Here is a 25,549-nt window from a genome sequence, read left to right as displayed (position 1 = left end):
ACTTCAACATCTTCCCAGTCAGGAAGTGACCCGGCTCACCCGCGCCCCGCTTTGTGACATGTGCAACAAACCCGGCCCGCGGCCCTTGATGTGATCATTCGCCGGGGCGGAGGAACGGGGACCAGGTGAGAGAGCAGCTGCGCGCGGGCGATCCGCAGAGCGCCGGACCGTACCGGCTGTACGGGCGCCTGGGAGAGGGACGGATGGGCGTCCTGTTCAACGGGCGCGCCGAGGACGGACGGCAGGTGGCGCTGCGGACGGTGCGCCCGCAGTTCGCCGCCGATCCCGCCTTCCGGCAGCGGCTCGCCCAGGCGGCCTCCGCGCTCCACCGCATCGCCGACCCGGCTCTCGCGCCGCTGGTGGACGCCTCGTTCGACGGCCCCCTCTGGCTCGCCTCCACCTATTTTCCGGGCCCTTCGCTGGCCGAGGCCGTCCACCGGCACGGACCGTGGGATGCGGAGGCGGTGCGGAGCCTGGGCGTGAGCCTCACCCGGGCCCTGGCCGCCCTCCACGCGCACGGCATGACGCATCTCGACCTCACCCCGCGGAACGTCATCCTCGCCGAGGACGGTCCCCGCCTCGTCGACTTCGGGATCATGGGGATCTTCGGCGCCGTCAGCCGCACCGCCATCGGCGCGCCCATGGGCACTCCCCCGTTCCTGCCTCCCGAGCTGTTCCGGCCCCCGCACGAGCCCGGCCCGGCCGGCGACGTGTTCGTCCTGGGCGTCCTCCTGGCCTACGCCGCGAGCGGCAGCGGCCCGTTCGGCGGCGGCCCTCCCTCGGCCGTGGCGCACCGCGTCCTGAACGAGGCGCCCGACCTGTCCCCGGTCGCCCCGTCCCTGCGGGAGGCGGTCGCGGCCTGCCTGGCCAAGGACCCCTCCCGCCGCCCCTCCTTGCGCGACCTCCACGAAGCCCTGGCCTCCGCCGGCCCCCTGACCCGGCAGCGGCTGCCCGAGAAGGCGGCCGAGATGGTCGACGCGCAGCAGCCCGAGGCCCGCCAGGCCCGGCCGAAGCTCCTCCAGGACGGGCTCGCCCGGCTCCGGTCCCAAGACCTGGACGGCGCCCGCGCCCTGTTCCAGCACGCCCTGTCCGGCGGTGACGAGGTCGTCGCCCCCGTCGCCATGAACGCGCTGGGCCTGGTGGAGAAGCTGGCGGGGAACATCGACGCCGCCCGCCACTGGTACACCAGGTCCCTCTCCCTCAGCGGCCCCGACGAGGCCCGCGAGACGCTCTGGGACCTGGCCCTGCTGGAGTACGAGGAGGGCGTGCCCGACGCCGCCCGCCACCGGCTCCGGCAGGTGGTCGACGCCCGGGACCCCGAGCACTTCGCCGAGGCGGCGCGCATCCTGGGCGACCTCGAGGCCGAGCAGGGCGACCTCTCCGCCGCCCGCCACTGGTACCAGCAGGCCATCGCCACCGGCCACCCCGAGGACGCCCCCCGGGCGATGGCCGCCCTGGGCGGCCTCGAGGAGAAGCTCGAGGACGTCGACGCCGCCCGCCACTGGTATCTGGAGGCCATCGCCACCCGCCACCCCGAGCTCGCTCCCCAGTCCATGCTCGCGCTGGGGATCATGCTGGCCCTGCACGAAGAACTCAAGGACGCCGTCGCATGGCTCGAGGCGGCGGCCGGGAGCCGACACCCGCGGTACGCGCCCGAGGCGCTGGAGTGCCTGCGCGCCCTGGCGGGGAAGCGGAAGCGGAACGGCTTCTGGCGGCGGGCGCTGGGATCGGTCGAGATCACCTTCGGCGAGGAGTGAGCCGGCACGCCCGGTGGAGATTGTGTCCGTGCTGTACGGCACACTCCCATAGTGGATCTTTGCTGATACGGGTGTGGAGAACGGGACGCAGGTGAGAGAGCGGCTGTACGCGGACGATCCGCGGCAGGTGGGTCCGTACGAGCTGTACGGGCGGCTGGGCGACGGGAGAATGGGAGCCCTGTTCCGGGGGCGCTCGGACGAGGGGCGCGAGGTGGCCCTGCGGGTGGTCCACCGGGTGTTCGCCACCGACCCCTTCTTCCGGCAGAAACTCGCCAGGGAGGCCGCGGTGCTCCGCAGGGTCGCCGGTCCCCAGCTCGCGCCTCTGGCGGACGCGCGCATCGACGGCGACCCGCTCTGGATCGCCTCGGACTACCTGCACGGCCCGTCCCTGGCCGAGGCGCTCGGCCGGCACGGGCCCTGGCCGGAGGAGACGGTGCGCAGCCTGGGCGTCAGCCTGGCCCAGGGCCTGGTGGTCCTGCACGACAGCGGACTGGCCCACCGCGACCTCACCCCGAAGAACGTCATCCTCACCGAGGACGGCCCCCAGCTCGTCGACTTCGGGCTCGCCGGGCTCTTCGACGCGGGAAGCCGGAGCGCCTTCGGCGTCCCCATGGGCACCCTGCCGTTCCTGCCGCCGGAGCTGCTGCGGGGCGGGAGCGATCCGCATCCCGCCGGCGACGTCTTCGCGCTGGGCGCCCTGCTGGTGCACGCCGCGGGCGGCAGCCCGTTCGGCGCCGACACCTCCGCCGCGGTGCTGCACCGCGTCCTGAACGAGCGGCCCGCCCTGTCCCCGCTGGCCGATCCGGCGCTGCGGGAGGTGATCGAGGCCTGCCTGGCCAAGGACGCCGCGCACCGCCCCACCCTCCGCGAGCTGCACACCGTGCTGGCCTCCGCCGGACGGCTGACCCAGCGGCGGCTGCCCGAGAAGGTCGCCGAACTGGTCCTGGCGCGCCGCCCCCGCACCCCGCCGCCGCGCACCGCCCCGGTCCCCGCCGCGGAGCTGGAACGCCTCGCCGCCCTGCGCCACCGCTACGAGCAGGTCATCACCTCCGGCCACTCCGAGGAGGCGCCCAGGGCCATGATCGAGCTGGGCGCCCTGGAGGCCGCGGCCGGCAACATCAGCGCCGCCGCGAGCTGGCTGGAGCACGCCGTCGCCACCGGGCACCCCCTGCACGCCCCCCTGGCCCAGGAGCAGCTCCTGCGCCTCCCCGGCGGCCGCCACCGCCGCCGCTGAGCCCCCGTCGGCTAGCCGCGGCCGTCCAGCAGCCTTTGCGCTCTCGCGTAGGGGACGCGGAGGTCGTCGCCGTCGTAGTGCTCGGCGGTGAGGGCGCGCAGGGCCGGTGTCGCGTTGACGGCGACGGTGTGGGGCAGCGCCTGGAAGAGGGGGATGTCGGAGCCGGAGTCCCCGTAGGCGACGCAGTCGCGGCGGGACAGCGACAGGCCGGCCAGGACCCGGTCGACGGCGGTGACCTTGTCCGCGGGGGTGAGGATGCCGGCCGGGTCGGCGACCTCGCGCAGCGGGAGCGCGGGGAAGCGGGAGGCCACGACCTCGCGCAGGCCGTGCACCAGGAGGCCCCGGGCGAAGAAGTCCGGCGACATGGTGATGACTATGGCGTGCTCGCCGCGCCCCGCGATGTCGGAGAAGACCTCCTCCATGCCGCCGATCCACGGCGCGGCGGCGAACGCCTCGGTCACCACCGCCTCCTCCAGGTCGTGCCACAGGCGGCAGAGGCCCGCGGCGAAGCCCCGCGTGTCGAGGGTCCCCCGGGCGAAGTCGGCCTCCAGCGACTCGAGGTCGGCCAGGCCGCCGAGGACGCGGGCGATCTCCAGGCCCGCCGTGGTACCGCGCAGAAGGGTGCCGTCCAGGTCGAACACGTGCAGGCGAGTCATGCGCGGCATGGTCTCAGGACCGGTCTCCGGAAGGACAGTGGTTTTCCTCTTGACGGGAACGGTGAAGGACCGGAAGAGAACGTGTTTCTCGTTTCCGGCGGCACCCACTTTTTAAGGGAAAGCCCTTTACTTATGAAGGCCGCCATTACAAAGTAGCGGGCCTGCTCCCGTGGTCCGCGCAGGTGGGAACGGGTACGGCCGACACCGGTCTGAACAATGAGATCTACGCCACAGATGAGAAGACGCGTCCCAAGATGGGTATGTCCCTCTTCATCCTGCTACAACGCAGGATGACCTCTCCCCCTCCGCCGTGTCGCGGATGCGGTGCGAGAACTCTGGAGATTTTTCTGCGTGAGGTGATGTTTCCGCAAAGTAACACATTGGTCTGGGCCAATTGGCCAAAACCTCTAGTTGTCGTTCACGATGCGTACATCCCCGAAGAGGTGTGAGGAGTAGGCGTGTCTGACCAGGTCCCCGGTCTCGTACCGGCACCTACCAGCAACCAGGAACTGATCGACTGGGTCGGCGAGATCGCCGCGTTGACCAAGCCAGACAAGGTCGTTTGGTGTGACGGCTCCGAGGAGGAGTGGGGCCGGCTGACCGACCTGCTCGTGGAGCAGGGAACCTTCAAGCGTCTCAACCCTGAGAAGCGCCCGAACAGCTTCTATGCCGCCTCCGACCCGCGCGACGTGGCACGGGTGGAGGACCGCACCTACATCTGCTCCGAGAAGGAGGAGGACGCGGGCCCGACCAACAACTGGATCGCCCCCGCGCAGATGCGGGCCACCTTCGGCGAGATCTTCGACGGTTCCATGAAGGGCCGCACCCTGTACGTGGTGCCGTTCTGCATGGGCCCGCTGGGCGGCAACATCTCCCAGCTGGGCGTCGAGCTCACCGACTCGGCGTACGTGGTCGTCTCCATGAAGATCATGACCCGCATGGGCGCCGAGGCCCTGCGCCTGATCGAGGAGCGCGGCTCGTTCGTCAAGGCCGTCCACACCGTCGGCGCCCCGCTGGAGCCCGGCCAGGCCGACGTGCCGTGGCCGTGCAACACCGAGAAGTACATCTCGCACTTCCCCGAGACCCGTGAGATCTGGTCCTACGGCTCGGGCTACGGCGGCAACGCGCTGCTGGGCAAGAAGTGCTACGCGCTGCGCATCGCCTCGACGATGGCCCGCGACGAGGGCTGGTTCGCCGAGCACATGCTCATCCTCAAGCTCACCCCGCCGTCGGGCGAGGCCAAGTACATCACCGCCGCGTTCCCGAGCGCCTGCGGCAAGACCAACCTGGCCATGCTCCAGCCGACCATCCCCGGCTGGAAGGTCGAGACCGTCGGCGACGACATCGCCTGGATGCGCTTCGGCGAGGACGGCCGCCTGTACGCCATCAACCCGGAGGCCGGCTTCTTCGGCGTCGCGCCGGGCACCGGCGAGTCCACCAACGGCAACGCGATCAAGACCCTGTGGGGCAACTCGATCTTCACCAACGTCGCCCTCACCGACGACGGCGACGTGTGGTGGGAGGGCCTCACCGACGAGCCGCCCGCGCACCTCACCGACTGGAAGGGCAACGACTGGACCCCCGAGTCCGGCACGCCCGCCGCGCACCCGAACGCCCGCTTCACCACCCCGGCCGGGCAGTGCCCGACCATCGCGCCGGAGTGGGAGGACCCCAACGGCGTGCCGATCTCGGCGATCCTGTTCGGCGGCCGCCGCGCGACCTCCGTCCCGCTGGTCACCGAGTCCTTCGACTGGCAGCAGGGCGTCTACCTCGGCGCGAACGTCGCGTCCGAGAAGACCGCCGCCGCCGAGGGCACCGTCGGCGAGCTGCGTTACGACCCGTTCGCGATGCTCCCCTTCTGCGGCTACAACATGGGCGACTACTTCGCCCACTGGCTGAAGATGGGCGCTTCGGCGGACCAGGAGAAGCTGCCGCGCATCTACTACGTCAACTGGTTCCGCAAGGACGATGACGGCAAGTGGCTGTGGCCGGGCTTCGGCGACAACAGCCGCGTCCTCAAGTGGATCGTGGAGCGCCTCGAGGGCAAGGCCGACGCCAAGAAGACCGCGATCGGCCACGTTCCGACCGCCGCCTCCCTCGACCTGGAGGGCCTGGAGATCGACGGCAAGGACCTCGACGTCCTGCTGTCGGCCGACAAGGAGACCTGGAAGCGCGAGGCGTCCCTGATGCCGGCGCACCTGGAGACCTTCGGCGACCACCTGCCCAAGGAACTGTGGGACGAGTACAACGCCCTGATCGCACGTCTCAACGACGACTTCTGATCATCTGGGCCGTTTGAGGACGGGGCCTCCGCCGACGATGCCGGAGGCCCTTCGTCATGTCAGCTTCTCGGCCCTGAAAGGCCGAGCTCACAGCTCTTCACCACACCTGGCGGGTGTGGTTCAGGCCGCGTCGTCGGCAGCGTGACTCACTGCCCAGACCGCCTCACCGCGCTGGGCGATGGTGCAGCCTGCGTTCACATCGGCATGCTCAGCGAAGCCACACGACGTGCAAAGAAAAGTGGACTGATCAGGCCGGTTGCCCCGGCTGATGTGATGGCAGCGGCTGCACTCCTGCGAGGTGTGTCGGGGATCGACGAACACCACCGGAACCCCGCCCAGGGCGGCCTTGTAGGAAACGAAGGCGCCCAGTTGCGCGAACGACCAGGAATGCAGCGTGACCCGCTGGGGCTTGCGGAGCCGTACCCTGTCGCGGATACCGCCCAGGTCCTCCAGGGCGATACCGCGGCAGGTGCGTTGAGCCTCGGCCACGATCTTCTTGGCGACGCGGTGATTGGTGTCGGCCGCAAAACGAGCCTCCCGGCCCGACAGCTCGCGCAGCAACCGTTTGGCGGACTTGGTGCCCTTCTTCTGCAGCTTGCGGCGCAGACGCCGGTTGCGGTGGCGGACCTGGTTGAGGTGTCGGCCTGCGTGCCGGTCGCCGTCGCTGGTGGTGGCGATGTTCACGATGCCCAGATCCACGCCCAGGAAGCCGACCGGGTCACCCAGTTCGGGCTCAGGGATCTCGCAGGTGGCGTACAGATACCAGTTACCGCCCCTCACCACCAGGTCGGACTCCCCACGCCGATGCTCGGTGAGCATCTTCCACCGGGCCGGCGAGCACTCGAACGCTATGTTCTTCACGCGGCCGCAGACGGTCCAGATCGAGACGGTACGGGCATCTGACTGCCAGGACAGGCAGCGGTCGTCGAACGGCTGGGCGGCGTCCCTGCGGAAGCGCACCGGCTTGGACTCCACCGCCCGGCGACGCCTGGAGCCCACCGGACCGTAGTTCCCGCCCTTCAGGTTCGCTTTCAACGCAGCATAGGCACCGGCGGTCTTACGCACCGCGTGCAGGGCGGGCTGGGCGGACAGGCCCATCGCCTTCACCTCTGCGTACACCAACCGCTGCAATGCCCGGCTGCTGGTGACGCCGGTGTCGAACGCGCGTCGGGAGACATGGTCGGCGGCCCGGTTGCAGGCGTGCAGCGTCTCCCGCAAAGCCACCACGGCGGCCTCGTCCGGGAGCAGCTTCACCTGCACCACCAGCTTCACACACCCAACGTAGCGTCTCGAACACAACACCGAGACGGGTTTCAGTCCCCGGCGTGCACAGAAGAGGACGAAGCGTCGTCTACGACCTGCATGTCCCTCTTGTCTTCATCACCCAATACCGGCGCGGAGTCCTCACCAACGACAAGAGGTATCAGCGCACTACCTGCGCAAAGAGTTCCACCAGCACGTCCGCCGCTACCTATAGGGGCGATCGCTTCTGGTCGCCGTCGTACTTCGCCGCGTCCTGCGGCGGCGCACCACCGACCATCATCGATGAAGTACATCGAACAGCAGAAGCGCCCCAACTAACAGGAGCTACCGGAGCTGCTGTTCGGGCAGACCCGGTGCGCGGCGCTTGCCCCCGCTCCGCGGGGAGCAGTTCCTCCGGGCCGTGGTGAACGGCCGGGATTCCTTGCTGGATCTCGTTGAAGATCGATTACGTCTCCTCGAGGCTGTCATGGCGTCCGGGTGGAGAGATCAGTAGCGCACACCTGATCCCTTCTTCCGGGAGCGAAGAACATGAAAGCACTCTGCGGCGCGGCCACGGCTCTGACCTGCATGGGGGCGATGGTCTCCCTGACCGCCTCCCCCGCCGCCGCCGGGCCCGATCCGCGGACCCTCGGGCCCTCGTTCGTCTACGACGACCGCTACGCGGAGGTACTGACCGCGGTGACCGTGCGCGCCACACAGCGGGCCACCGTCGTCACCCTGGAGGCCTCGAACTTCCCGCGCAGCGCGTACGGCCGCACCTTCGGGGCGCACGTGCACGTCGACCGGTGCGGGCCCCACCCCACCGACGCCGGCAAGCACTACCAGGTCCGCGACGGCAAGGGCTCGCTGCAGGACCGGGAGGTGTGGCTCGACCTCACCGTCGACCAGCAGGGCCGCGCCCTCGCCCGCGCCGAGCGCCCGTGGGCCATCCCGGCCGGCGCCGCCAACTCGGTGGTCGTGCACAGCAAGCCGACCGACAAGGGCGGCGACGCCGGAGACCCCGTCCTGTGCACCACCGTCCCCTTCGCGGGCCACCGGGCCAAGACCGCCAAGGAGCCCGGCAAGGCCGTCGAGAAGCACGTGAAGAAGGACGAGAAGTCCGCCTTCCGCGCCGACGCGAAGTCGCCCGAGCCCAGGGCCGAGCACCACGCGCACGACCACGAGGGCCGTGACCACCACGACCACGACGGACGGGACCACGAGGGACGCGACCACGACTGGCGCGGCCACGACGGGCGCGACCACGACTGGCGCGACCACGACTGGCGCGGCCATGACCACGAGGGACGCGACCACCACGACCATGACGGGTGGGACCACGACGGACGCGACCACGACTGGCGCGGCCACGACCGCGACCACGACGGGCGCGACCACGACTGGCGCGACCGCGACCACGACGGGCGGGACCACGACGGGCGGGACCGCGACTGGCGCGGCCACGACCACGGCCGTGACGGGCGGGACCACCGCGGGTACGAGGGGCGCGAGCACCACGAGGGGCGGGACCACCACGAAGGGCGGGACCACCGCGACGGTCGTGAGCACCGCGGGGAGGTGCGGCGCCAGGAGCCCCGGGAGCACCGCGAGCACGCGCGGGACCGCCGTGAAGGGCTCGCGGACCAGGCCCGCGCGCACGCCGACGCCCAGCAGAAGCAGTGGACGAAGCCCTACCAGAGCGTGCTGGACCTGGTCCGCGGCCAGTGGCAGGGCCAGCGGCTGGCCGGCGGCTAGAAGTTCGCCGTCACGTTCGCGATGACCTTGTCGATGCTGGCGGCGTCGCTGGCGTCGTAGGACTGGGCGTCCGTCGCCTCGGCGATCCGCTTGAGGCCGGCGTGGTCGGCTCCTCCGGAGAAGCCCACGGTGAACAGGCGGACGCCGCTCTCCTTGTCCAGCTTGCCGAGCAGGGTCTCCAGCGAGATCGAACCGGCGTCGTCGTTGACGCCGTCGGTGAGCAGGACCACGGAGTTGATGGCTCCGTCGACCCGCTGGTCGCGGACCTTCTCGAAGGCGGCCAAGGCGGTGTCGTGCAGCCCGGTGTCGGACACCGGCTGCAGGGCGCCGACCTTGGCCTTCAGCTGCGCCCGGTTCTGCGAGACGGGACCGATCGGCACCAGCTCCCGGTGGTCCCTGCTCCCGTCGAGCCGGGTCGCGAACTCCCACAGGCCGACCCGGTCGACGCCGATGAACTGGTCCATGGCCGAGACCAGCGAGGCCTTCGCCAGCTCCATGCGGGTCTTCCCGGTGCCGGGCACCTGCTCCTTCATCGAGCCCGACACGTCCACCACCCACAGCACGTTGGAGCGCTTGCGCAGCGCCTCCCAGCCGTCCAGCGCCCTGGCCAGCACGTCGGGCGCGGGCGGCGCGATCATCTGGGCGGGCTGGTCGGGCAGCAGCCCGTTCTCCTGGGTGATGGCGGGGGTCACCTGGTTGGCGTAGCCGCGGAAGGCGTCGCGGGCGAACCGCTCCTGGCCCTCGCCGCCGCGCAGGTACTGCAGGAAGTCGGCGGCCAGGGCGCGCTTGCGGGGCTCCATGGTCTCGAGCGCGACGTAGGGGTGGTCGGAGACGATCGACCCCTCCTTGGGGTAGATCGCCACCAGCGGCACCTTCGGCGGCGCGTGCCCGCCCTCGGCGGCGGGGTCGCCCGTCGGGTTGCCCTGGTTGTAGTACCGGACGGACATCTCCTCGACGGCGACGGCCGACACGTAGTTCAGCGCCTGCCCGGCGTCGTCCGCGCGCTGCAGGCCGGACAGGAACGTCAGCGTGGTGTCGCCGTAGTGGACGATGCTGCTCTCCACGTCGCGGACGAAGGAGCGCACGTCGGCGCGGTCGAGGTCGGCGGCGGTGAGCTCCTTCCCGCCGGTGGCGGCGAAGTAGGCGCCGGCGGTGGCGTTCAGCCCGGACGTGGAGTAGTTCGGGTTGGTCTTGCCGAGCTTGAACTTGCCCCACTCGGGGTGCTCGTACAGCCCCCAGCCCTTGGGGTCGCGGGCGAGCTTGAGGATGTCGGCCCAGCCGATCTGCGCCGACGGCCAGCCCATCGCCTCGGCCATCGGCCGGGGCATCGCGATGACCAGCGGGGAGACGGCGACGCCGGGCGTCTCGTCGGGGACGACCCCGCTGCGGCCCGCCTCCTGCAGGCGCTGGCGCAGCAGCGCCACCCAGGTGCCGGCGGCCGGGCTCCACACGTCGGGCTGGACGGAGCCGTCGGACGCCGGGTTCCAGCCGCGGGCCAGCGCGGTCATCGCCTCGCCGGAGGACTTGGAGGCCACGGCGACCTCGACGCAGACGCCGTCGAGGTCGCGACCGCTGTACCGGGCGGCGAGGTCCTTCATCACCCCGTACTTCTCGGGGGAGGACACGACGTTGAGCCGCACGCCGTCCGGGCCGCACGAGCCGCCCTTGCCCCAGGGGTCCAGCACCAGCACCACCGCGCCCACCCCGATCGCGATGCCCGCCACCAGCGCCGCCAGCGCGAGGACCAGCGGTCGGCGGCTGCGCGGGGCGGGCGGGACCGGAGGGTAGTACGGGGCGGGCGAGGGAGGGGGGGTGTACAACGGAGGCCTCCAGACCGGGGAGCAGGGCGCCGGGACCTTCTACGGCTTTGCGGAGTCTGACGCCAAAGTTATACAGCCGGTTCCCTGGAGGAACATCCCGAAATCGCCGGCCCTCGCCCGCCGCGGGTCAGCGTTCGGCCACCGCCCCGGACGCCAGGAGCTCCTCCACGTCCTTGAAGCCCAGGTCGGTCAGCACCGCGCGGGTGTCCCGGCCGGGCAGCGAGGGCGGTCCGGTGATCTCGCCGGGCGTGCGGGAGAAGCGCGGCGCGGGCGCGGGCTGCTTGGCGCCGTAGCCGGTGTCGACGAACACCTCGCGCTCGGTGTTCCACGGGTGCTCGGGGGCCTCGACCATGCTGAGGACCGGGGCGACGCACGCGTCGGACGGCACGAAGATCTCCGCCCACTCGTCGCGGGTCTTGGTCTTGAACTTCTCCGCGAACAGTGCCCGGTTCTTCTCCCAGTTGGGGATGTCGTACTGGCCGGCCTCCTCGGGGGAGATGCCGAGGCGCTCCAGGAACACCGCGTAGAACTGCGCCTCGATCGCGCCGACCGCCATGTACTCGCCGTCGGCTGTCTCGTACACGTCGTAGAACGGCGCGCCGGTGTCGAGCATGTTGGCGCCGCGCTTGTCCGTCCAGGTGCCCGAGGCGAAGAAGGCCTGGATGAAGGTGGTCAGGTGCGCGGTGCCGTCCACGATGGCGGCGTCGACGACCTGTCCCCTGCCGCTGGTCTTGGACTCCAGCAGCGCGGCCAGCACGCCGACGATGAGGTACATGCTGCCGCCGGCGAAGTCGCCGAGCAGGTTCAGCGGCACCTGCGGCGGACCGCCCGCCTTACCGATGGCGTGCAGCGCGCCGGTGATGGCGATGTAGTCGATGTCGTGCCCGGCGGTGTGGCTGAGCGGGCCCTCCTGGCCCCAGCCGGTCATCCGCCCGTACACCAGCCGCGGGTTGCGCTCGTGGCAGGCCTCGGGGCCGAGCCCGAGGCGCTCGGTGACGCCGGGGCGGAAGCCCTCGATCAGCACGTCGGCCTGTTCGACCAGGCGCAGGACGACCTCGAGGCCCGCCTCGCTCTTGAGGTCGACGGCGACCGAGCGCTTGGACCGGTTGGTCATGTCCTTCTCCAGGGCGGGGCCGCCGGGCCCCGCGCCGGGCCGGTCGATCCGGATCACCTCGGCGCCCAGATCGGCCAGCAGCATTCCCGCGAACGGGCCGGGACCGATCCCGGCCAGCTCGATCACACGCACTCCGGACAGCGGACCGGCCATGTGCACTCTCCTCGACTCGTCGGCTGACGAGGACAGTGTGCCATGTCGGATAAGTGCCGACTGACATCGCCCGGCCCCGGCGGACTCAGCCTTTCAGCAGGGCGATCTCGCGCTCCGGCGCCCGCTTGCCGCGGGGGCCGGGCACCGTCCACAGCGCGCCCTTGCGCCGCCCCTGGGACACGGCCATCTCCGTGCCCTTCTCGGCCGCGGCCAGGTAGAACCAGCGCCCGGCGGGCGAACGCCACCACAGGCCGGTCCTGCCGTCGGCGCAGTCGCGGGCCGGGATGCTCTCGCCGCGCCACACCAGCAGGCCCCGGCGCTCGAAACCGCCGCCGGGCAGCGGGTCGTGCCGGCACAGCAGCTCGCCGGTGCCGCCCTTGCCGGGCAGCCTGCCCCGCCAGTAGCGCACGTCCTGGGGCTCGGGCGGCGCGGGCGCCGCCGCCGGGGGCGCGGGGATGCGCACCGCCGCCACCGGCACGTCGCTCTCCTGGACCACCGCGACGCCGGCCAGCACACAGGTGGCGGCGCAGGCCGCCAGGACCGGCAGCCCCGAGCGGCGGCGGCGCCCGACCCGGACGGCGACGGCTGGCGCGACCACGCGCAGGTCGTCCATGGCGTCGACGCGCTCCAGCAGCTCCCGGCTGCCGGGGACGCCGAGGTCGGCCAGCAGCTCGCGCACCACGTGGCGGCGCATCCCGGCCACCCGGCTCAGCACGTAGGCCACCCGCTCCTCGGGACTCAGCGCCGCCAGCGCCGCGTTCCCCGGCGGGGCGCCCGCGCGCAGCCGGACCGCGGCCCGCAGCCGCCGCGGGGGGCGCATCGACTGCCGGAAGACCTGGACCCTGGCCTCGGCGTGGGCCTGCGGTCCCTGGGGGCGGCGGGGGAGGCTGCGCTCGACGATCCGCCGCGCCAGGACCAGCCGCGCCTCCTCGGAACCTCCTCCGGGGAGGATCAGGTACGAGAGCCGCACCAGCTCCCGGTGGCGCCTGTGGGCTGTGCTGTCCGTCATCGTGACCTCTCTGGACTCTGCCGAATCGACGGTCAGGCTAGGAAGAGGTCAGGTGGAGGCGTGCCGAATTGGGAGTTCGTTTACCCTGCGCGGCGGTGGTCCACGACGAAAGGTCTGGGCTTCGTGGGATTTGTCTGCCGCCTCGCCGCGCCCGGGGCGCCCGCGGGCTCTGCGGCCGCGGGCACCCCGGGCACGGGCGCTCCGGGCGCGGGCTCCTCGACCAGACCGAGGCGCAGCGCGGCCAGGAGCGCCTGCGCCCGGTTGGCGGCGCCGAGCTTGTCGTAGACGCGGGCGGTGTAGGTCTTGGCCGTCGAGTGGCTCAGGTGCATGCGGCGGGCGATCTCGGCGATGGGCAGGCCGTGCGCCATCAGCTGCAGCGTCTGCAGCTCGCGCGGGCTGAGCAGCCGCTCGCGCTCGCCGCGGCGGGCCAGCACGGCGGCCAGGCCGCGGGCGGTGAAGGAGGCGGGGGCGACGGCGGCGTGCCGGATGGCCGCCAGGAGCTCGGCCGGCCCGGCCGAGCGGGGGACGTGCGCGCTGGCACCGGCGTCCATCGCGCGGAACAGCGGGGCGTCGCCGTCGGAGGAGGCCAGCACCACCACGCCGGTCGCGGGGTGGCGCTCGCGGATCTCCCGGCACAGCCCGAGCCCGTCCCCGTCGGGCAGCGCGGCGGCCAGCACCACGGTGTCCGGCCGGTGCTCCTCCAGGTGGGCGCGCCCCTCGGCGAGGCGGGACGCCTCGGCGACGAGTTCGAGGTCGGGCTGCTGGGCCACCACCCCGGCCAGCCCGTGGCGGCGGAGCGTGCGGCCGTCGACCACGGCCAGCCGAAAACCCATCGGACCCCTTCACTCGCCTTGCGTCCCGGCAATTTCAAGATTAAACATTTCATTCGCCCGGAACGGTAGGGAATGTACGGCCGGTGACCCATCCGTGATCCCGCCGCGACCCCGCGGTCACCGCAGTCCCGAGCCGGACAGGTAGGCGATGATCCCCGGGCCCAGCAGCACCAGGAAGATCGCCGGGAACAGGCAGAAGACCACCGGGACGGTGATCTTCACCGCCAGCTTCTGCGCCCGCTCCTCGGCCCGCTGCCGCCGCTTCGTCCGCATCTCGCCGGCCTGCTCGCGCAGCACCTTGCCGATCGGGATGCCCAGGTCCGACGCCTGCACCAGCGCGCCGACGAACGTGCGCAGCTCCGGCACCGACGAGCGGTGCGACATGGCCCGCAGCGCCTCCTCGCGGGACTTGCCGATCTGCACCTCCTGCATGACCCGGACCAGCTCGGCGGCGAGCGGACCGCCGGTGCTCTGGCCCACCCGGGCCAGCGCCGCGTCGAAGCCCAGCCCGCTCTCCACGCTGACCACCAGCAGGTCGAGGATGTCGGGCAGGGTGCGGCCGATGCTCTCCTGGCGCTTCAGGCCCTGGTTGTACAGCAGCACGTCGGGCAGGAAGAAGCCCGCGGCGCCCAGGAGCAGCACCGGCAGCGGCCCGTAGACGGGGGCGCGCAGGAGCAGCAGCAGGCCGGCCGCCGCCCCGGCGACCAGGCCGCAGCCCTTGAACGACAGCAGCCGCTCGGGCGTCCAGCCGCCGGGGTTGCCCGCGCGGTCCAGCCGCTCCTGCATCCGCCCGGCCACGCCCGCCGGCGACAGCCGCAGCGCCAGCGCGCGGAACCGGCGCATGAGCGCGGACTCGCCGCCGCCCCGCGCCGGGGCGCGGCCCCGGCCCGCGTAGTCGCGCTCGATCGCGCGGACCGCCCCCGACACGCCCTCCTCCCCGTCCCGCCGTGCCGGGACCAGTGTCAGCACCAGCAGCACGAGGCCGAGGAACACCCCGGCCAGCCCGCCGTAGAGCACGCCCTCACCCATGTCAGGCCTCGATCCTGATCATCCGGCTGATCCAGAACCAGCCCACGGCCACCGAGCCCGCGCCGAACACCAGCAGCAGCACGCCCAGGGGCGACTCGAGCATCGGCGCCAGGTAGTCGGCCCGGAAGATCAGCAGCCCGGCGGCGAGCAGGATCGGCAGCGCGATGAGCACCTGCGCCGACAGGCGCCCCTCGGCCGACAGCGCGCGGATGTGGCGGCGCAGCCGCGAGCGCTCGCGCATCGTCTCCATCGTGGTCTCGATGACGTCCGCGAGGTTGCCGCCGACCTCCCGCTGGATCCGGATGGTCATCACCACCCAGCGCAGGTCGGGGCAGTCCATGCGGTCGGCGACCTGGTCGAGCGCGTCCTCGACGGAGACGCCGATCTTCGTCTGCGCCAGGGCGCGGGCCATCTCGACGCCCAGCGGCTGCGTCTCCTGGGCGCCCAGGCGCTCCAGCGACTGCGACACGGTGAACCCCGAGCGCAGGCTGCCCGCGATCATCGCCAGCGCGTCGGGGAGCTGGTCGGCGAAGGCCTGCACGCGGCGGTCGCGCGCGCCCCCCAGGACCGCTCTCGCGACGCCCAGGGGCAGCGCCAGGCCCAGGAGCAGCGCCACCGGGAGGCTCCCGGTGGCCAGCCACAGGCCGACGATCACCAGCAGGCAGGCCACGCCGCGCAGCAGCCCCCACTCGTGCGGCGCCAGGGCCCAGCCCGCCTCGTCCAGCCGTGCGGCGATCTTCTCGGTGCGGCCGCTGGCCCGCACCACGCGGCCGCTGAGCTCCAGCAGCGCGCCCAGGAGGCCGCCCGCCCGGCCTCCGGCGCCCGCCCCGCCGCCCCTTCCGCGCGGACGGTGCTCCTCGATCCGGTGGGTGATGTCCGAACGCGGCGTGAAGAAGGCGTCGGCGAGCAGGTAGACCGCGACCGCGATCACCACGAAGCACAGGCCGAGCAGCGCGCCGAGGGAGAAGTCCACCGCGTCGGCCGGGGGCGCGGCGCCCACCCGGCTCACCACGGCGCCTGCTCCTGGCCGAAGGCGTCGTGGGTCAGCGGGACGCCCATGTCGCTCAGCTTGCTCAGGAAGCGCGGCCGCAGCCCGGTGGAGCGCAGCGTGCCCTGGAACCGGCCGGACCGGTCGACCCCGGCGCGCATGTCGAACAGGAACAGGTCCTGCAGGGTGATGATGTCGCCCTCCATCCCCGACACCTCGGTCACGTGGGTGATGCGGCGGGTGCCGTCCTTCAGCCGCGCCTGGTGCACGATGAGGTCGATCGCCGAGGCCATCTGCTCGCGCACCGCGCGGACCGGCAGCTCCATGCCCGACATCAGCACCATCGTCTCCAGCCGGGAGAGCACGTCGCGCGGGGCGTTGGCGTGGACGGTGGTGAGCGAGCCGTCGTGGCCGGTGTTCATCGCCTGGAGCATGTCGAGCGCGGCGCCGTCGCGGACCTCGCCGATGACGATGCGGTCGGGCCGCATCCGCAGGCAGTTGCGCACCAGGTCGCGGATGGTGACCTCGCCGCGGCCCTCGACGTTGGCCGGGCGCGCCTCCATCCGGAGCACGTGCTCCTGGCGGAGCTGGAGCTCGGCGGCGTCCTCGATGGTCACGATGCGCTCGTCGGCGGGGATGAACGACGACATCGTGTTCAGCGTGGTCGTCTTGCCCGAGCCCGTCCCGCCGCTGATGACGATGTTGAGCCGGGCCCGCACGCACGCGGCGAGCAGCTCGGCGACCTGCGGGGTCAGCGTCCCGAAGCCGACGAGGTCGTGCACGGTCAGCGGGTCGCTGGAGAACTTGCGGATGGTCAGCAGCGATCCGTCGACGGCCACCGGCGGCACCACCGCGTTGACCCGGCTGCCGTCGGGCAGGCGGGCGTCGACCATCGGGCTCGACTCGTCGATGCGCCGCCCCACCCGGGAGACGATCTTCTCGATCACCCGGCGCAGGCTGCCCTCCCCGGCGAACGCGCCCTCGGCCAGGTGCAGCCTGCCGCCGCGCTCCACGTAGATCTGGCCGGGGCCGTTGACCATGATCTCCGAGACCTCGGGGTCGTTGAGGTAGGGCTCCAGCGGGCCGAGGCCGAGGATCTCGTCGAGCACCTCCTGCTGCACCCGGCCGCGGTCCAGCAGGGTCAGCGGGGTCTGCTCCTGCTCGATGACGTCCTGGAGCGTGGCGCGCACCCGCTGCTCCAGCTCGCCCTGGCTGAGGTTGGCGTCGTACAGCTTGGGCCCCAGCGCCTCCACCAGGGACTGGTGCACCCGGCGCTTGAGCCCGGCGAACGGGTCGACGGGGCGGCCCGTCCTGCTGCCCGTGCGGCCCGGCGGGGAGACCGCCAGCGCGGCGCCCGGCCGGGGCGCCGCCGGTTCGGCGCCCTCCTTGATGGCGGCGTTGAGACGGGCCAGCCGCTCCCCCAGCGTGCTCATCCGCGGCCCGCCTTGGAGCGCCGGAAGAACCCGCGCCGCGCCGCGCCGCGCACCGCCTCGTTGCCCTCGGTGACGGCCAGCGCCACCCGGCCGACCGCCTGGCTGAAGGCGTGGCCGGGGTCCTGGCGCACCAGGGGGACCCCGCGGTTGACCGACGCCGGCACGTCCTGGCTGTGCGGCAGGAGCACCGTCGCGGGGGCGCCGACGACCTTCTCGACGTCGGCGACGGACAGGCCCGCCTTGATGTCGGCGCGGTTGAGCAGGAACGAGCGCGCCCCCGCCGGGTAGCCCAGCAGGTCGAGCATGTCCAGGGTGACCCGCAGGCCTTTGAGGGCCGTCACCTCCGGGACGACCGGCAGCAGGTGCCGGTCGGCGACGTCCATCGCGGCCAGCACGTGCTCGCTGAGCTGGGAGGGGGTGTCGACGATGACCACGTCGAAGCTGCGCTTGAGCATGCCGAGCAGCTCGGTCACCAGCGGCCCGGAGATCTGCTCGGACTCCCCCGGCGAGACCGGCGCCAGCACCGTGGCCAGCCCCGTCTCGTGCCGCACCAGCAGCGACTGCACGCCCGTCTCGTCCATCCGCCCGGCCATCGGCACCGCGTGCACGATGGTGCGCTGCGGGCTCAGCCGCAACGTGATCGCCACGTCGCCGAACGCCAGGTCCAGGTCGACCAGGCACACCTGGAGGCCCTCCCGCTCGGCCAGCGCCACGCCCAGGTTGGTGGCCAGGACGGTCTTGCCGCAGCCGCCCTTGGCCGCGAACAGCACGACGATCCTGCCGTCGCGGCCCGGGGACGGCGCCGCCTCGGCGCGGCCCGCCCGCTGGATGCCGCGGGAGACCTCCCAGCAGCGGCGGCAGGCGTCCATCAGCGCCTGGAAGTCGCGGTCGGGCACCACCTCGCGCACGCCCGCCCGCATCGCCTCCCCCATCACGGCGACGTCCACCCGCTCGCGCACCAGCACCACCCCGACGTGGGGGTGGTCGGCGCGGCGGGCCGCGGCGAAGGTGATCGCGCCGGTGAGCTCCACGCTCGGACCGATGATGACGACCAGCTCCTCGGGGTCGGCGGCGAGCCGCTCGTCCACGGCCCGCAGGGTGCGCACCACGTGCGCGTGCTCGCGGAACCCCGCGGCCAGCCGCCGCGCGGCGGAGTCGTCGGGTTCACAGATGACCGGCATGCCTCCCCCGGTTCACTTGACGATGGTGAAGTTGCTGATGCCGGGGCTCTTGACGTCGAGCTCCGAGGTCTCGGTCTGCAGGCCCATGTACAGGGCGTTGCCCTCGCCCTCCCCGGTGCCCTGGGTCGCGCCGAGGATCAGCCGCTCGGCCTGCTCCTGGGTCACCGCGAGGGTGACCAGCGAGCGGTCGCCGCGGGGGTTCTGCTCGGTGCCGTCGGTGCTGGCCGGGCCGACCGCCAGCACCGGCACGTCGGACATGAGGATGCGGACCCGCTGCTCGGGGGTGCCGGCGCCGCCGCCGCGGGCCTTGACCTGGCGCAGCGAGATGAAGATGACCACCTTGCTGCCGGGCTTGGCGTAGCCGGCGACCCGCTGCGGTTCGCCCATCTCGACGGTGAGGGCGATCCTGCCCTCGGGGACGGCGAAGGCCTGGCTGGCCTCCTTCTCCTCCATCAGCGACCGGGTGATCAGCGCGCCCTCGCCGACGGCGGTGTTGACCACCAGCCCCAGGTGGGCCTCGGTGAGCCGGGAGAGCGCGTCGTCGGGGACGGCTCCGGCCGGGTAGTTGCGCAGCCGCAGGTAGCCGCCGTCCCGCAGCCCCGCCACCGGGGTGCCGGCGGGGATGGCGCGGGCGGCGACCAGCACGCTCACCGGGCGGTTGCGCTCGGCGGCCCGGTCGTCGGCGGTGCGCGCGTAGGCCAGGACGGCCAGGGTTCCCGCGCCCGCCAGCACCAGCGCGGCGATGATGGAGAGGAGCCGACGGTTCATGCGTCCTTCATTCGCTCGTCAGCCCGCCAGCTTGAGGCTGCTCAGGCCGTAGTTGCCCTGCCCGCCGAACGGGCCCTCGATCGTGTCCTTGACGAAGTGGCCGGTCAGGCACGGCGCGGGGGTGCAGGGCATCGGCCCCTGACCCAGGGGCGGGTAGCGGAAGCCGATGCCCAGGAAGGTGAGGTTCACCCCGGTGATGACGAAGGGCGCCAGGCCCACCGTGTGGTAGCGCTCGAACATCAGCAGGGCGGGTTCGGAGCCGTCGTAGACGGGGACGTGGACGATGCGGGGCTCGGCGGTGGTGCCGAGGATCAGCCCGCGCAGGAAGGCGAAGAGGTCGTCCGCGGCGACGAGGAGCTGGCAGCCCGTGGACAGCAGGCCCGCCGTGATCACCCCGACCAGGTTCTCCAGGTCGAAGCCGTAGTAGTCGCGGCCCGTCTCCAGCTCGTCGATGCAGGTGGCCCACTGGGGGCCGATGAAGAAACCGAGGTTGCCGCCGCCGCAGCCGGCGACGTCCTGGGAGAGGGTTACCTCATCCTCCTCTGGAGGGTTCCAAGGGAACTGAGTGGGTTTGGCGGCCACCCGGGTGCCGTTGCCGGTGAGCTGGTTCCAGGCGCACTGCGAGACCATGAACTTGAAGGCCTCCGGCGTGCTCAGCGCCGCGCCCCAGGCGACGCGGGCGCAGGCGGCGACCGTGGTGCCGGCGGCCTCGCCCGCCAGGGCGCGGGAGAAGACGGCGGGCAGCAGCCGGGAGCCGTCGGCCTGCCGGGTGCTGGCCTGGATCTCCAGGTAGTCGCCCGCGTCGGGACGGTCCCCCACGCAGCCCGAGAGGTTGTCCGGCGGGGGCAGGCACTCCCCGAGCAGGGCGGCGCCGCGCTGCCTCCCGCACGTCGGCAGGAGGTCCACCGCCCCGTCGGAGGCGTTGCGCTCGGCGACCGGCCGCGCTGCCGCCAGCAGCAGTTCGGGCGGGCACGGCTGGACGCCCGCCTGCCGGACGCAGGCGGTGACGGCGGCGAGCGCGGCGGCGTCGGCGGCGGTGTGCAGCTCCTCCCGCTCGGCGTAGATCCGGCCGACGTCCACGACGACGGCCGCCGCGCCGAGCAGCACGCCGCCGGTGAGCAGGACGGCGACCAGCGGTGCCATCGACCCGCGGTCCCCGCGCAGCCGGGTCATCAGTCCTCGCATGGCGCCTCCGCCCGCCCCCCGATTTCCATCGAGTCCCAGCCGGGGATGAAGCCCACGGCCGCCTCGGACTCGTAGCCGAAGTCCACGGCCGCGGTGCTCACCGTGCCGCCGTCCACCGGCGCGCACGGCCGGAAGCGCACCGCGCCGGGCGGCAGCTCGCGCTCCAGCAGCCGGTTGATGACCTCGCGCCCGGCCGCCGCCCGCGCGGCGGGGGCGCCCTCGCTCAGCAGGTAGGTGCGCAGTCCCTGGCGCGCGGCGTTCGTCGCGGTGATCTTCTGGTTCAGCCAGAGGCCGGTGTCGATCATGCCCAGGACGACGACCAGCAGGACCGGCAGGACCAGCGCGAACTCCACCGCGGCGGCTCCGGCCTCACGCTCGGGGGGACGCACGTTCACCTCCTGCCGGGATCGTTCCGATATGACGGTTCACTGGGATCACGGCGGTGTCGCCTCGGCGCTCACCTGGCCGGCCTTCCGGTCGACCAGCCCGTCCAGGCCGTCGCCCAGCGCCCGCGCCGCGCCGACGGCGGCGACCACCAGCAGCGCGCACAGCAGGGCGTACTCGACCGCCGTGGCGCCCCGATCGCCCCGGCGGCCGCTCGTTCCGGACGGTGTCACGGTCAGGGCGCTGCCGGCGCCTCGGGGGTGATCTCGTCGTTCACGTTCGTGAAGATGTCCACGATCGTCTCGCCCAGGGTGGCGACGATCGCGACGATCGCGACCGCGATGAGGGAGACGATGAGCGCGTACTCGACCGCGGTCGCGCCCCGGTCCCGGGAGAGCTCCTCGCCCCGTTCCAGGAGCGCGCGGTAGCCGGACTGCAGCAGGATCACTGCCTGACTGATCATTTCGGGGGGTCCTTCCGGAAGCCGCCCGGACGTTGTCACCGCCCGGACTCCGACAAAGGCCCAGCTTGGAGACTGTCCGGCTTTGAGGAAAGACACCTTTTGGACTTATGTCATCACCCGAACGGACGACATGTCACCCGAAAGGAGGGTTGTCAGAGAGGCCCATAACAGATCACGCTCCCCCCGCGCCATATCAATGTAGCGACAGTTCAGAGTGGGCGATGCTGAGATTGTTCTGAGTGGTACCAGGTAAACCGGTGGTTTGCGTTGGGCGTCTTTTGTCTGAGAATGGGCCCGACCCCTGGGAGGTCCACAGTGGTAGTGCGTGTCGTGGTGGTCGACGACCATGTGTTGTGCCGGCTCGGCCTCGCCCGGCTGGTCGGCGAGCAGCCCGATCTGGAGCTCGCCGCCGCGGCGGCGTCGGCCGAGGAGGCGCTGGAGCGGGTGCGGGCCGACCGGCCCGACGTCGTCGTCACCGCGGTCTCGCTGCCCGGCGGGGACGGGCTCGGCCTGACCCGGCGGCTGCGCGCCGACGACCGGATCGGCGTCGTCGTCCTCGGCGACTCCGAGGCCGAGGACACCCTGTTCCAGGCGATGGAGGCGGGCGCCAGCGCGTACGTCGACGCCTCGGCGCCCATCGCGCAGATGGTCGCGGCGATCCGCCACGCGGCCGTCGCGCCCGGCTCGTTCACCGCGGAGGGCCTGGCCGAGGCGCTGGAGCGCCGCCGCAGGGACCGCGAGCTGCTCACCCCCCGGGAGCGGGAGACGCTGGGCCTGCTCATGCAGGGCCTGCCGATCGCCCAGATCGGCCACTCCATGAACCTCAGCCCGCACACCGCCAAGACCTACACCGCCCGCATCTACGACAAGCTCGGCGTCACCAACCGCACCCAGGCGGTCATGGCCGCGCTGCGGCTCGGGCTGGTCCGCGACGGCGAGGACGACGCCAGGAGCTCCGGCTGCCGCGCCACGAGGCGCCGTTGAACCCCCTGCTCCCCGCGCTCGCCCTGCTCGTCCTGCTCGGCACCGCGGCCTGCCAGTCCAGGCCCGCGCCCGCGCTGCCCGAGGCGTCCCCGGCCGTCGACGAGGCCGCGCTCGAGCGCTTCTACCGGCAGAAGGCGCCGTGGCGGCCGTGCAAGGGCCACCGCGGCTTCCAGTGCGCCGACGTCGAGGTGCCGCTGGACTACCGGGACCCGGAGGCCAGGACGCTGCGGATCGCGGCGGTCCGGCTGAAGGCCGCCGGCTCCCGGCTCGGCTCGCTGCTGATCAGCCCCGGCGGGCCGGGCGCCTCCGGCGTGGAGGCCGCCTACGCCGCGCGCCGCTCCTTCACCCCCGCCGTGCGCGAGCGCTACGACATCGTGGGCTTCGACCCGCGCGGGGTGGGCCGCAGCAACGGCATCCGGTGCCTGGACGACGACCAGCTCGACCGCTACCACGCCACCGACTCCACCCCCGACACCCGGGCGGAGCGGACGCGCCTGCGCACGATGTCGCGCCGCTACGCCGAGGAGTGCCAGGACAAGGCGGGCTGGCTCCTGCCGCACATGGGCACCGGGAGCACCGCGCGCGACCTCGACGTCCTGCGCGCCGTGCTGGGCGACGACCGGCTGAACTACTACGGGACCTCCTACGGGACGCAGCTCGGCCAGGTCTACGCCGAGCTCTTCCCCGGCCGGGTCCGCCGGATGGTGCTGGACTCGGTGATCGACTCGGCGTACTGGGCGGGCGAGGTGCAGGAGCGGCAGCTCCTCGCCCTGGACGAGGAGTTCGACCTGTTCCTCGACAGCTGCGTCCGGCACGGGTGCGCGCTGGGATCCACCCGGGCGAAGGCCCGCGCCAACGTGTGGAAGCTGCTCGAGCGGACCGACCGGCGTCCGCTGCGCGCTCCGGACGGCCGGAGGGTGAGCGACACCGACATCCACACGGCGTCCGTCCTGCTGGCGATGGAGCCGCGGCTGTGGAGCACGGGCCGGCGCGCCTTCGCCGAGGCGGCGCGGGGCGAAGGCCGTACGTTCCGGCGGCTCGCCGACACCGCGCGGGGACGCTCGCCTCGCGGGCTCTACGACTCCAGCATCCCGGCCTGGATGGCCGTCACCTGCCTGGAGACCCCCGAGGAGATCCGCCGGGAGCGCGCCACCGACCGGCAGATCGCCCGGATGGCGGGAAGGTCGCCGGTCTTCGCCGACGTCAACACCACCATCGCCTGCTCGTACTGGAAACCCGCCTCAATACCTCAGAAAGCGATCAAACCACGCAATATCGGTCCGATTTTGCTGCTCGCCAACACCCGCGACCCGCGCACTCCGCTGAAGTGGGCGCAAGCCGTTGCGAAACGGTTCACCGGCTCGGCGCTCCTGGTCAACGAGGCGGCGGGACACGGCGTCTACGGACGCGGTTCCTGCGTGAACCGGGCCGTGGACGGCTATCTGATCGGCGGAACGGCGCCCGCCGCCGCGCGCTGCTCCGACAGGGGACCCGACTACTGACCGGCCGCGGGTCAATCCGGTGTGCACTTGTAACCCTATGGACCGGGACAATAGCCGTGAAAAGTTTTACGCTTCGCCAATGGAGTGGCTGGAGCGCATCACGAGGTTGCGGCGCTGGACCCGCGGCGGAGAACGGGACCCCCACAAGGCGCTCCTCCTGCTGTACGCGATCGGCCAGCTGCAGCGCACCGGCTTCAAGCCGATCCGCTTCCGCGAGGCCGAGCCCGCCTTGGAGCTGCTCTTCGCCGAGTTCGGGCCGCCCAAGCCCGTGGGCCCGGCCCAGCCCTTCCACCACCTGGCCACCGACGGCCTGTGGGAGGTCGCCGCGGCCGGCGGGCGGCCCAGCCCCGGACCCGACCGCGACCTGATGACCGCCGGAGACGTGCACGGCAGGCTGATGCCGGAGTTCGTCAAGGAGATGCTGGCCGACCCCGTCCTGCTGTCGCAGATCGTCCGCATCCTGCTGGACACCAACTTCGAGCCCGGCCTGCACCTGGACCTGTGCTCGGCGGCCGGGCTCCTGCCCGAGGTGGCGCAGACCGCCACGGTCGCCCGGTACCTGGAGGGCCACCTGCCCCGCGCCGAGCGCGACCCCACGATCCGGCAGAAGATCCTCGTCGCCTACGACTGCCGCTGCGCCTTCTGCGGCTACGAGGGCTGGATCGGCAACAGCGTGATCGGCCTGGAGGTGGCGCGGCTGCGCTGGTGGGCCTTCGACGGGCAGGACGACCTGACCAACTGCCTGTGCCTGTGCTCGCTGCACCACCGGTTGTTCGACAAGGGCGTGCTGGGCATCGTCCCGTCCGGCAAGATCCTGGTCTCCCGGCACTTCGTCGGCACCACCGAGGCCTCCAAGCGGATGGTGAACGAGCTGAACGGCCGCACCGCCAGCCCCCCGCAGCCGGGTTTCGCCCGGCCCGACGTGCGCAACATCGACTGGCACACCCGGCAGGTCTTCCGGGGACCCGCCCGGATCTGAACGCCTGGACGGCGCGACGCGTCATATCTTGGGCGCACGAAGGGCGGGAAAACAGAGCATGACGGAATTCAGTGACCTGTGGGAGTCGCAGGCCGATCCCGAGTTGTGGATCGTGGCGGCCGCGGCCGCGCTCGCCCTGTTCCTGGTGGCCTACGGGCCCGCCTGGCGGGTGTCGCGCAACGTGGTGACGATCGCCCACGAGGGCGGCCACGCGCTCGTGGCGCTGCTCACCGGACGCAAGCTCGACGGCATCCGGCTGCACTCCGACACCTCCGGCGTCACCGTCTCGCGCGGCAGGCCCGACGGGGCGGGCATGGTGCTCACCGCGCTCGCCGGCTACGCCGCGCCGCCGCTGCTCGGCCTGTTCTTCGCCTGGCTGCTGGAGCTCGGGCGGATCACCCTCATGCTGTGGGGCGCGCTGGTGCTGCTCGCCGGGATGCTGGTGATGATCCGCAACGTCTTCGGGGTGGTCTCGGTGCTGACCACCGGCGGGATCGTCTTCGCGATCTCCTGGTTCGCGCCGACCGACGTCCAGGCCGCCTTCGCCTACTTCGGCGCCGCCTTCCTGCTGCTGGCGGGCGCGCGGCCGGTGATCGAGCTGCAGCGGCTGCGCGCCCTCCGGCAGGCGCCGAGCTCCGACGCCGACCAGCTGGCCCACCTCACCGGGGTGCCGGGGCTGGTGTGGGTCTGCCTCTTCGGGCTGCTCGCCCTGGCCTGCCTGCTGCTCGGCGGGAAGCTGCTCATCCCCGCCGAGGCCTTCGGCACCTCCTTCTTCGGCGGGACGTCCCCGCTCTGACG

At 72.4% G+C, this 25,549-nt stretch carries 23 protein-coding genes; 8 read left to right on the top strand and 15 right to left on the bottom strand.

The window, feature by feature from the left end:
- Positions 1–125: 125 nt before the first annotated feature.
- Together ABD140_RS06715 and ABD140_RS06710 are read left to right on the top strand one after the other, a co-directional pair.
- Positions 126–1,757 carry a serine/threonine protein kinase gene (locus tag ABD140_RS06715; protein ID WP_344237869.1) on the top strand — a complete coding sequence of 544 codons (1,632 nt, stop codon included), beginning with the start codon at positions 126–128 and terminating at the stop codon, positions 1,755–1,757.
- Between the two features lie 91 nt (positions 1,758–1,848).
- Complete coding sequence (locus ABD140_RS06710) at positions 1,849–2,991, top strand: serine/threonine-protein kinase (protein ID WP_344237867.1); 1,143 nt, start codon at positions 1,849–1,851, stop codon at positions 2,989–2,991.
- A gap of 11 nt (positions 2,992–3,002) precedes the next feature.
- Here ABD140_RS06710 and ABD140_RS06705 read toward each other — a convergent pair whose 3' ends face one another.
- On the bottom strand, positions 3,003–3,647 hold the full coding sequence (locus ABD140_RS06705) for an HAD family hydrolase (protein ID WP_344237865.1): 645 nt from the start codon (positions 3,645–3,647) through the stop codon (positions 3,003–3,005).
- Positions 3,648–4,105: 458 nt separating this feature from the next.
- Between ABD140_RS06705 and ABD140_RS06700 the strand changes: the two genes are divergently transcribed.
- A complete protein-coding gene (locus ABD140_RS06700) occupies positions 4,106–5,929 on the top strand; it encodes a phosphoenolpyruvate carboxykinase (GTP) (protein WP_344237863.1) in 1,824 nt (607 codons plus the stop codon).
- 120 nt (positions 5,930–6,049) lie between these two features.
- Here ABD140_RS06700 and ABD140_RS06695 read toward each other — a convergent pair whose 3' ends face one another.
- Positions 6,050–7,201, bottom strand: coding sequence for an RNA-guided endonuclease InsQ/TnpB family protein (locus ABD140_RS06695; RefSeq protein WP_344237861.1), 1,152 nt, complete (start codon positions 7,199–7,201; stop codon positions 6,050–6,052).
- 519 nt (positions 7,202–7,720) lie between these two features.
- Between ABD140_RS06695 and ABD140_RS06690 the strand changes: the two genes are divergently transcribed.
- Entirely contained in the window at positions 7,721–8,926 is a 1,206-nt protein-coding gene (locus ABD140_RS06690; protein WP_344237859.1) for a hypothetical protein, read from the top strand.
- Here the strand turns inward: ABD140_RS06690 and ABD140_RS06685 are convergent.
- The 13 genes from ABD140_RS06685 to ABD140_RS06625 all read right to left on the bottom strand — a co-directional run bounded on the left by ABD140_RS06685 (position 8,923) and on the right by ABD140_RS06625 (position 21,286).
- Complete coding sequence (locus ABD140_RS06685; RefSeq protein ID WP_344237857.1) at positions 8,923–10,746, bottom strand: substrate-binding and VWA domain-containing protein; 1,824 nt, start codon at positions 10,744–10,746, stop codon at positions 8,923–8,925. The two genes, ABD140_RS06690 and ABD140_RS06685, sit on opposite strands and share 4 nt — an antisense overlap.
- A gap of 127 nt (positions 10,747–10,873) precedes the next feature.
- The gene (locus ABD140_RS06680; protein WP_344237855.1) at positions 10,874–12,013 is read right to left on the bottom strand and encodes a CaiB/BaiF CoA transferase family protein; all 1,140 of its coding nucleotides are present in this window, start codon (positions 12,011–12,013) and stop codon (positions 10,874–10,876) included.
- A gap of 85 nt (positions 12,014–12,098) precedes the next feature.
- Positions 12,099–13,022: a hypothetical protein gene (locus ABD140_RS06675; RefSeq protein WP_344237853.1), complete on the bottom strand. Its 924-nt coding sequence runs from the start codon at positions 13,020–13,022 to the stop codon at positions 12,099–12,101.
- Positions 13,023–13,102: 80 nt separating this feature from the next.
- On the bottom strand, positions 13,103–13,855 hold the full coding sequence (locus ABD140_RS06670) for a LuxR C-terminal-related transcriptional regulator (RefSeq protein WP_344237851.1): 753 nt from the start codon (positions 13,853–13,855) through the stop codon (positions 13,103–13,105).
- Positions 13,856–13,972: 117 nt separating this feature from the next.
- The gene (locus ABD140_RS06665) at positions 13,973–14,884 is read right to left on the bottom strand and encodes a type II secretion system F family protein (protein ID WP_344237849.1); all 912 of its coding nucleotides are present in this window, start codon (positions 14,882–14,884) and stop codon (positions 13,973–13,975) included.
- 1 nt (position 14,885) lies between these two features.
- The gene (locus ABD140_RS06660; protein WP_344237847.1) at positions 14,886–15,893 is read right to left on the bottom strand and encodes a type II secretion system F family protein; all 1,008 of its coding nucleotides are present in this window, start codon (positions 15,891–15,893) and stop codon (positions 14,886–14,888) included.
- Complete coding sequence (locus ABD140_RS06655) at positions 15,890–17,305, bottom strand: TadA family conjugal transfer-associated ATPase (RefSeq protein ID WP_344237845.1); 1,416 nt, start codon at positions 17,303–17,305, stop codon at positions 15,890–15,892. Before ABD140_RS06655 ends, ABD140_RS06660 begins: the two co-directional genes overlap by 4 nt.
- A complete protein-coding gene (locus tag ABD140_RS06650; RefSeq protein ID WP_344237843.1) occupies positions 17,302–18,486 on the bottom strand; it encodes a CpaE/TadZ family protein in 1,185 nt (394 codons plus the stop codon). The genes ABD140_RS06655 and ABD140_RS06650 overlap by 4 nt, the downstream gene beginning before the upstream one ends.
- A 12-nt stretch (positions 18,487–18,498) precedes the next feature.
- Entirely contained in the window at positions 18,499–19,254 is a 756-nt protein-coding gene (gene cpaB, locus ABD140_RS06645) for a Flp pilus assembly protein CpaB (RefSeq protein ID WP_344237841.1), read from the bottom strand.
- 18 nt (positions 19,255–19,272) lie between these two features.
- Entirely contained in the window at positions 19,273–20,439 is a 1,167-nt protein-coding gene (locus ABD140_RS06640; protein ID WP_344237839.1) for a pilus assembly protein TadG-related protein, read from the bottom strand.
- Complete coding sequence (locus tag ABD140_RS06635) at positions 20,427–20,828, bottom strand: TadE family protein (RefSeq protein WP_344237837.1); 402 nt, start codon at positions 20,826–20,828, stop codon at positions 20,427–20,429. The genes ABD140_RS06640 and ABD140_RS06635 overlap by 13 nt, the downstream gene beginning before the upstream one ends.
- 45 nt (positions 20,829–20,873) lie before the next feature.
- Complete coding sequence (locus ABD140_RS06630) at positions 20,874–21,056, bottom strand: hypothetical protein (RefSeq protein ID WP_344237835.1); 183 nt, start codon at positions 21,054–21,056, stop codon at positions 20,874–20,876.
- Between the two features lie 2 nt (positions 21,057–21,058).
- Positions 21,059–21,286, bottom strand: a complete 228-nt coding sequence (locus tag ABD140_RS06625) for a Flp family type IVb pilin (RefSeq protein WP_344237833.1) — start codon at positions 21,284–21,286, stop codon at positions 21,059–21,061.
- 315 nt (positions 21,287–21,601) lie between these two features.
- Between ABD140_RS06625 and ABD140_RS06620 the strand changes: the two genes are divergently transcribed.
- From ABD140_RS06620 to ABD140_RS06605, 4 genes are all read left to right on the top strand, one after another.
- Positions 21,602–22,270, top strand: coding sequence for a response regulator transcription factor (locus ABD140_RS06620; protein WP_344237831.1), 669 nt, complete (start codon positions 21,602–21,604; stop codon positions 22,268–22,270).
- Positions 22,267–23,772 carry an alpha/beta hydrolase gene (locus ABD140_RS06615; protein ID WP_344237829.1) on the top strand — a complete coding sequence of 502 codons (1,506 nt, stop codon included), beginning with the start codon at positions 22,267–22,269 and terminating at the stop codon, positions 23,770–23,772. The genes ABD140_RS06620 and ABD140_RS06615 overlap by 4 nt, the downstream gene beginning before the upstream one ends.
- 79 nt (positions 23,773–23,851) lie before the next feature.
- Positions 23,852–24,751, top strand: a complete 900-nt coding sequence (locus tag ABD140_RS06610) for a phosphorothioated DNA-binding restriction endonuclease (RefSeq protein WP_344237827.1) — start codon at positions 23,852–23,854, stop codon at positions 24,749–24,751.
- 58 nt (positions 24,752–24,809) lie between these two features.
- Positions 24,810–25,547, top strand: coding sequence for a M50 family metallopeptidase (locus ABD140_RS06605; protein WP_344237825.1), 738 nt, complete (start codon positions 24,810–24,812; stop codon positions 25,545–25,547).
- The last annotated feature ends 2 nt before the right edge of the window (positions 25,548–25,549 follow it).

It is taken from the genome of Actinocorallia libanotica (assembly GCF_039525175.1).
Classification (GTDB): Bacteria; Actinomycetota; Actinomycetes; order Streptosporangiales; family Streptosporangiaceae; genus Actinocorallia; species Actinocorallia libanotica.
This window is presented reverse-complemented; position numbering and strand designations above follow the sequence as displayed.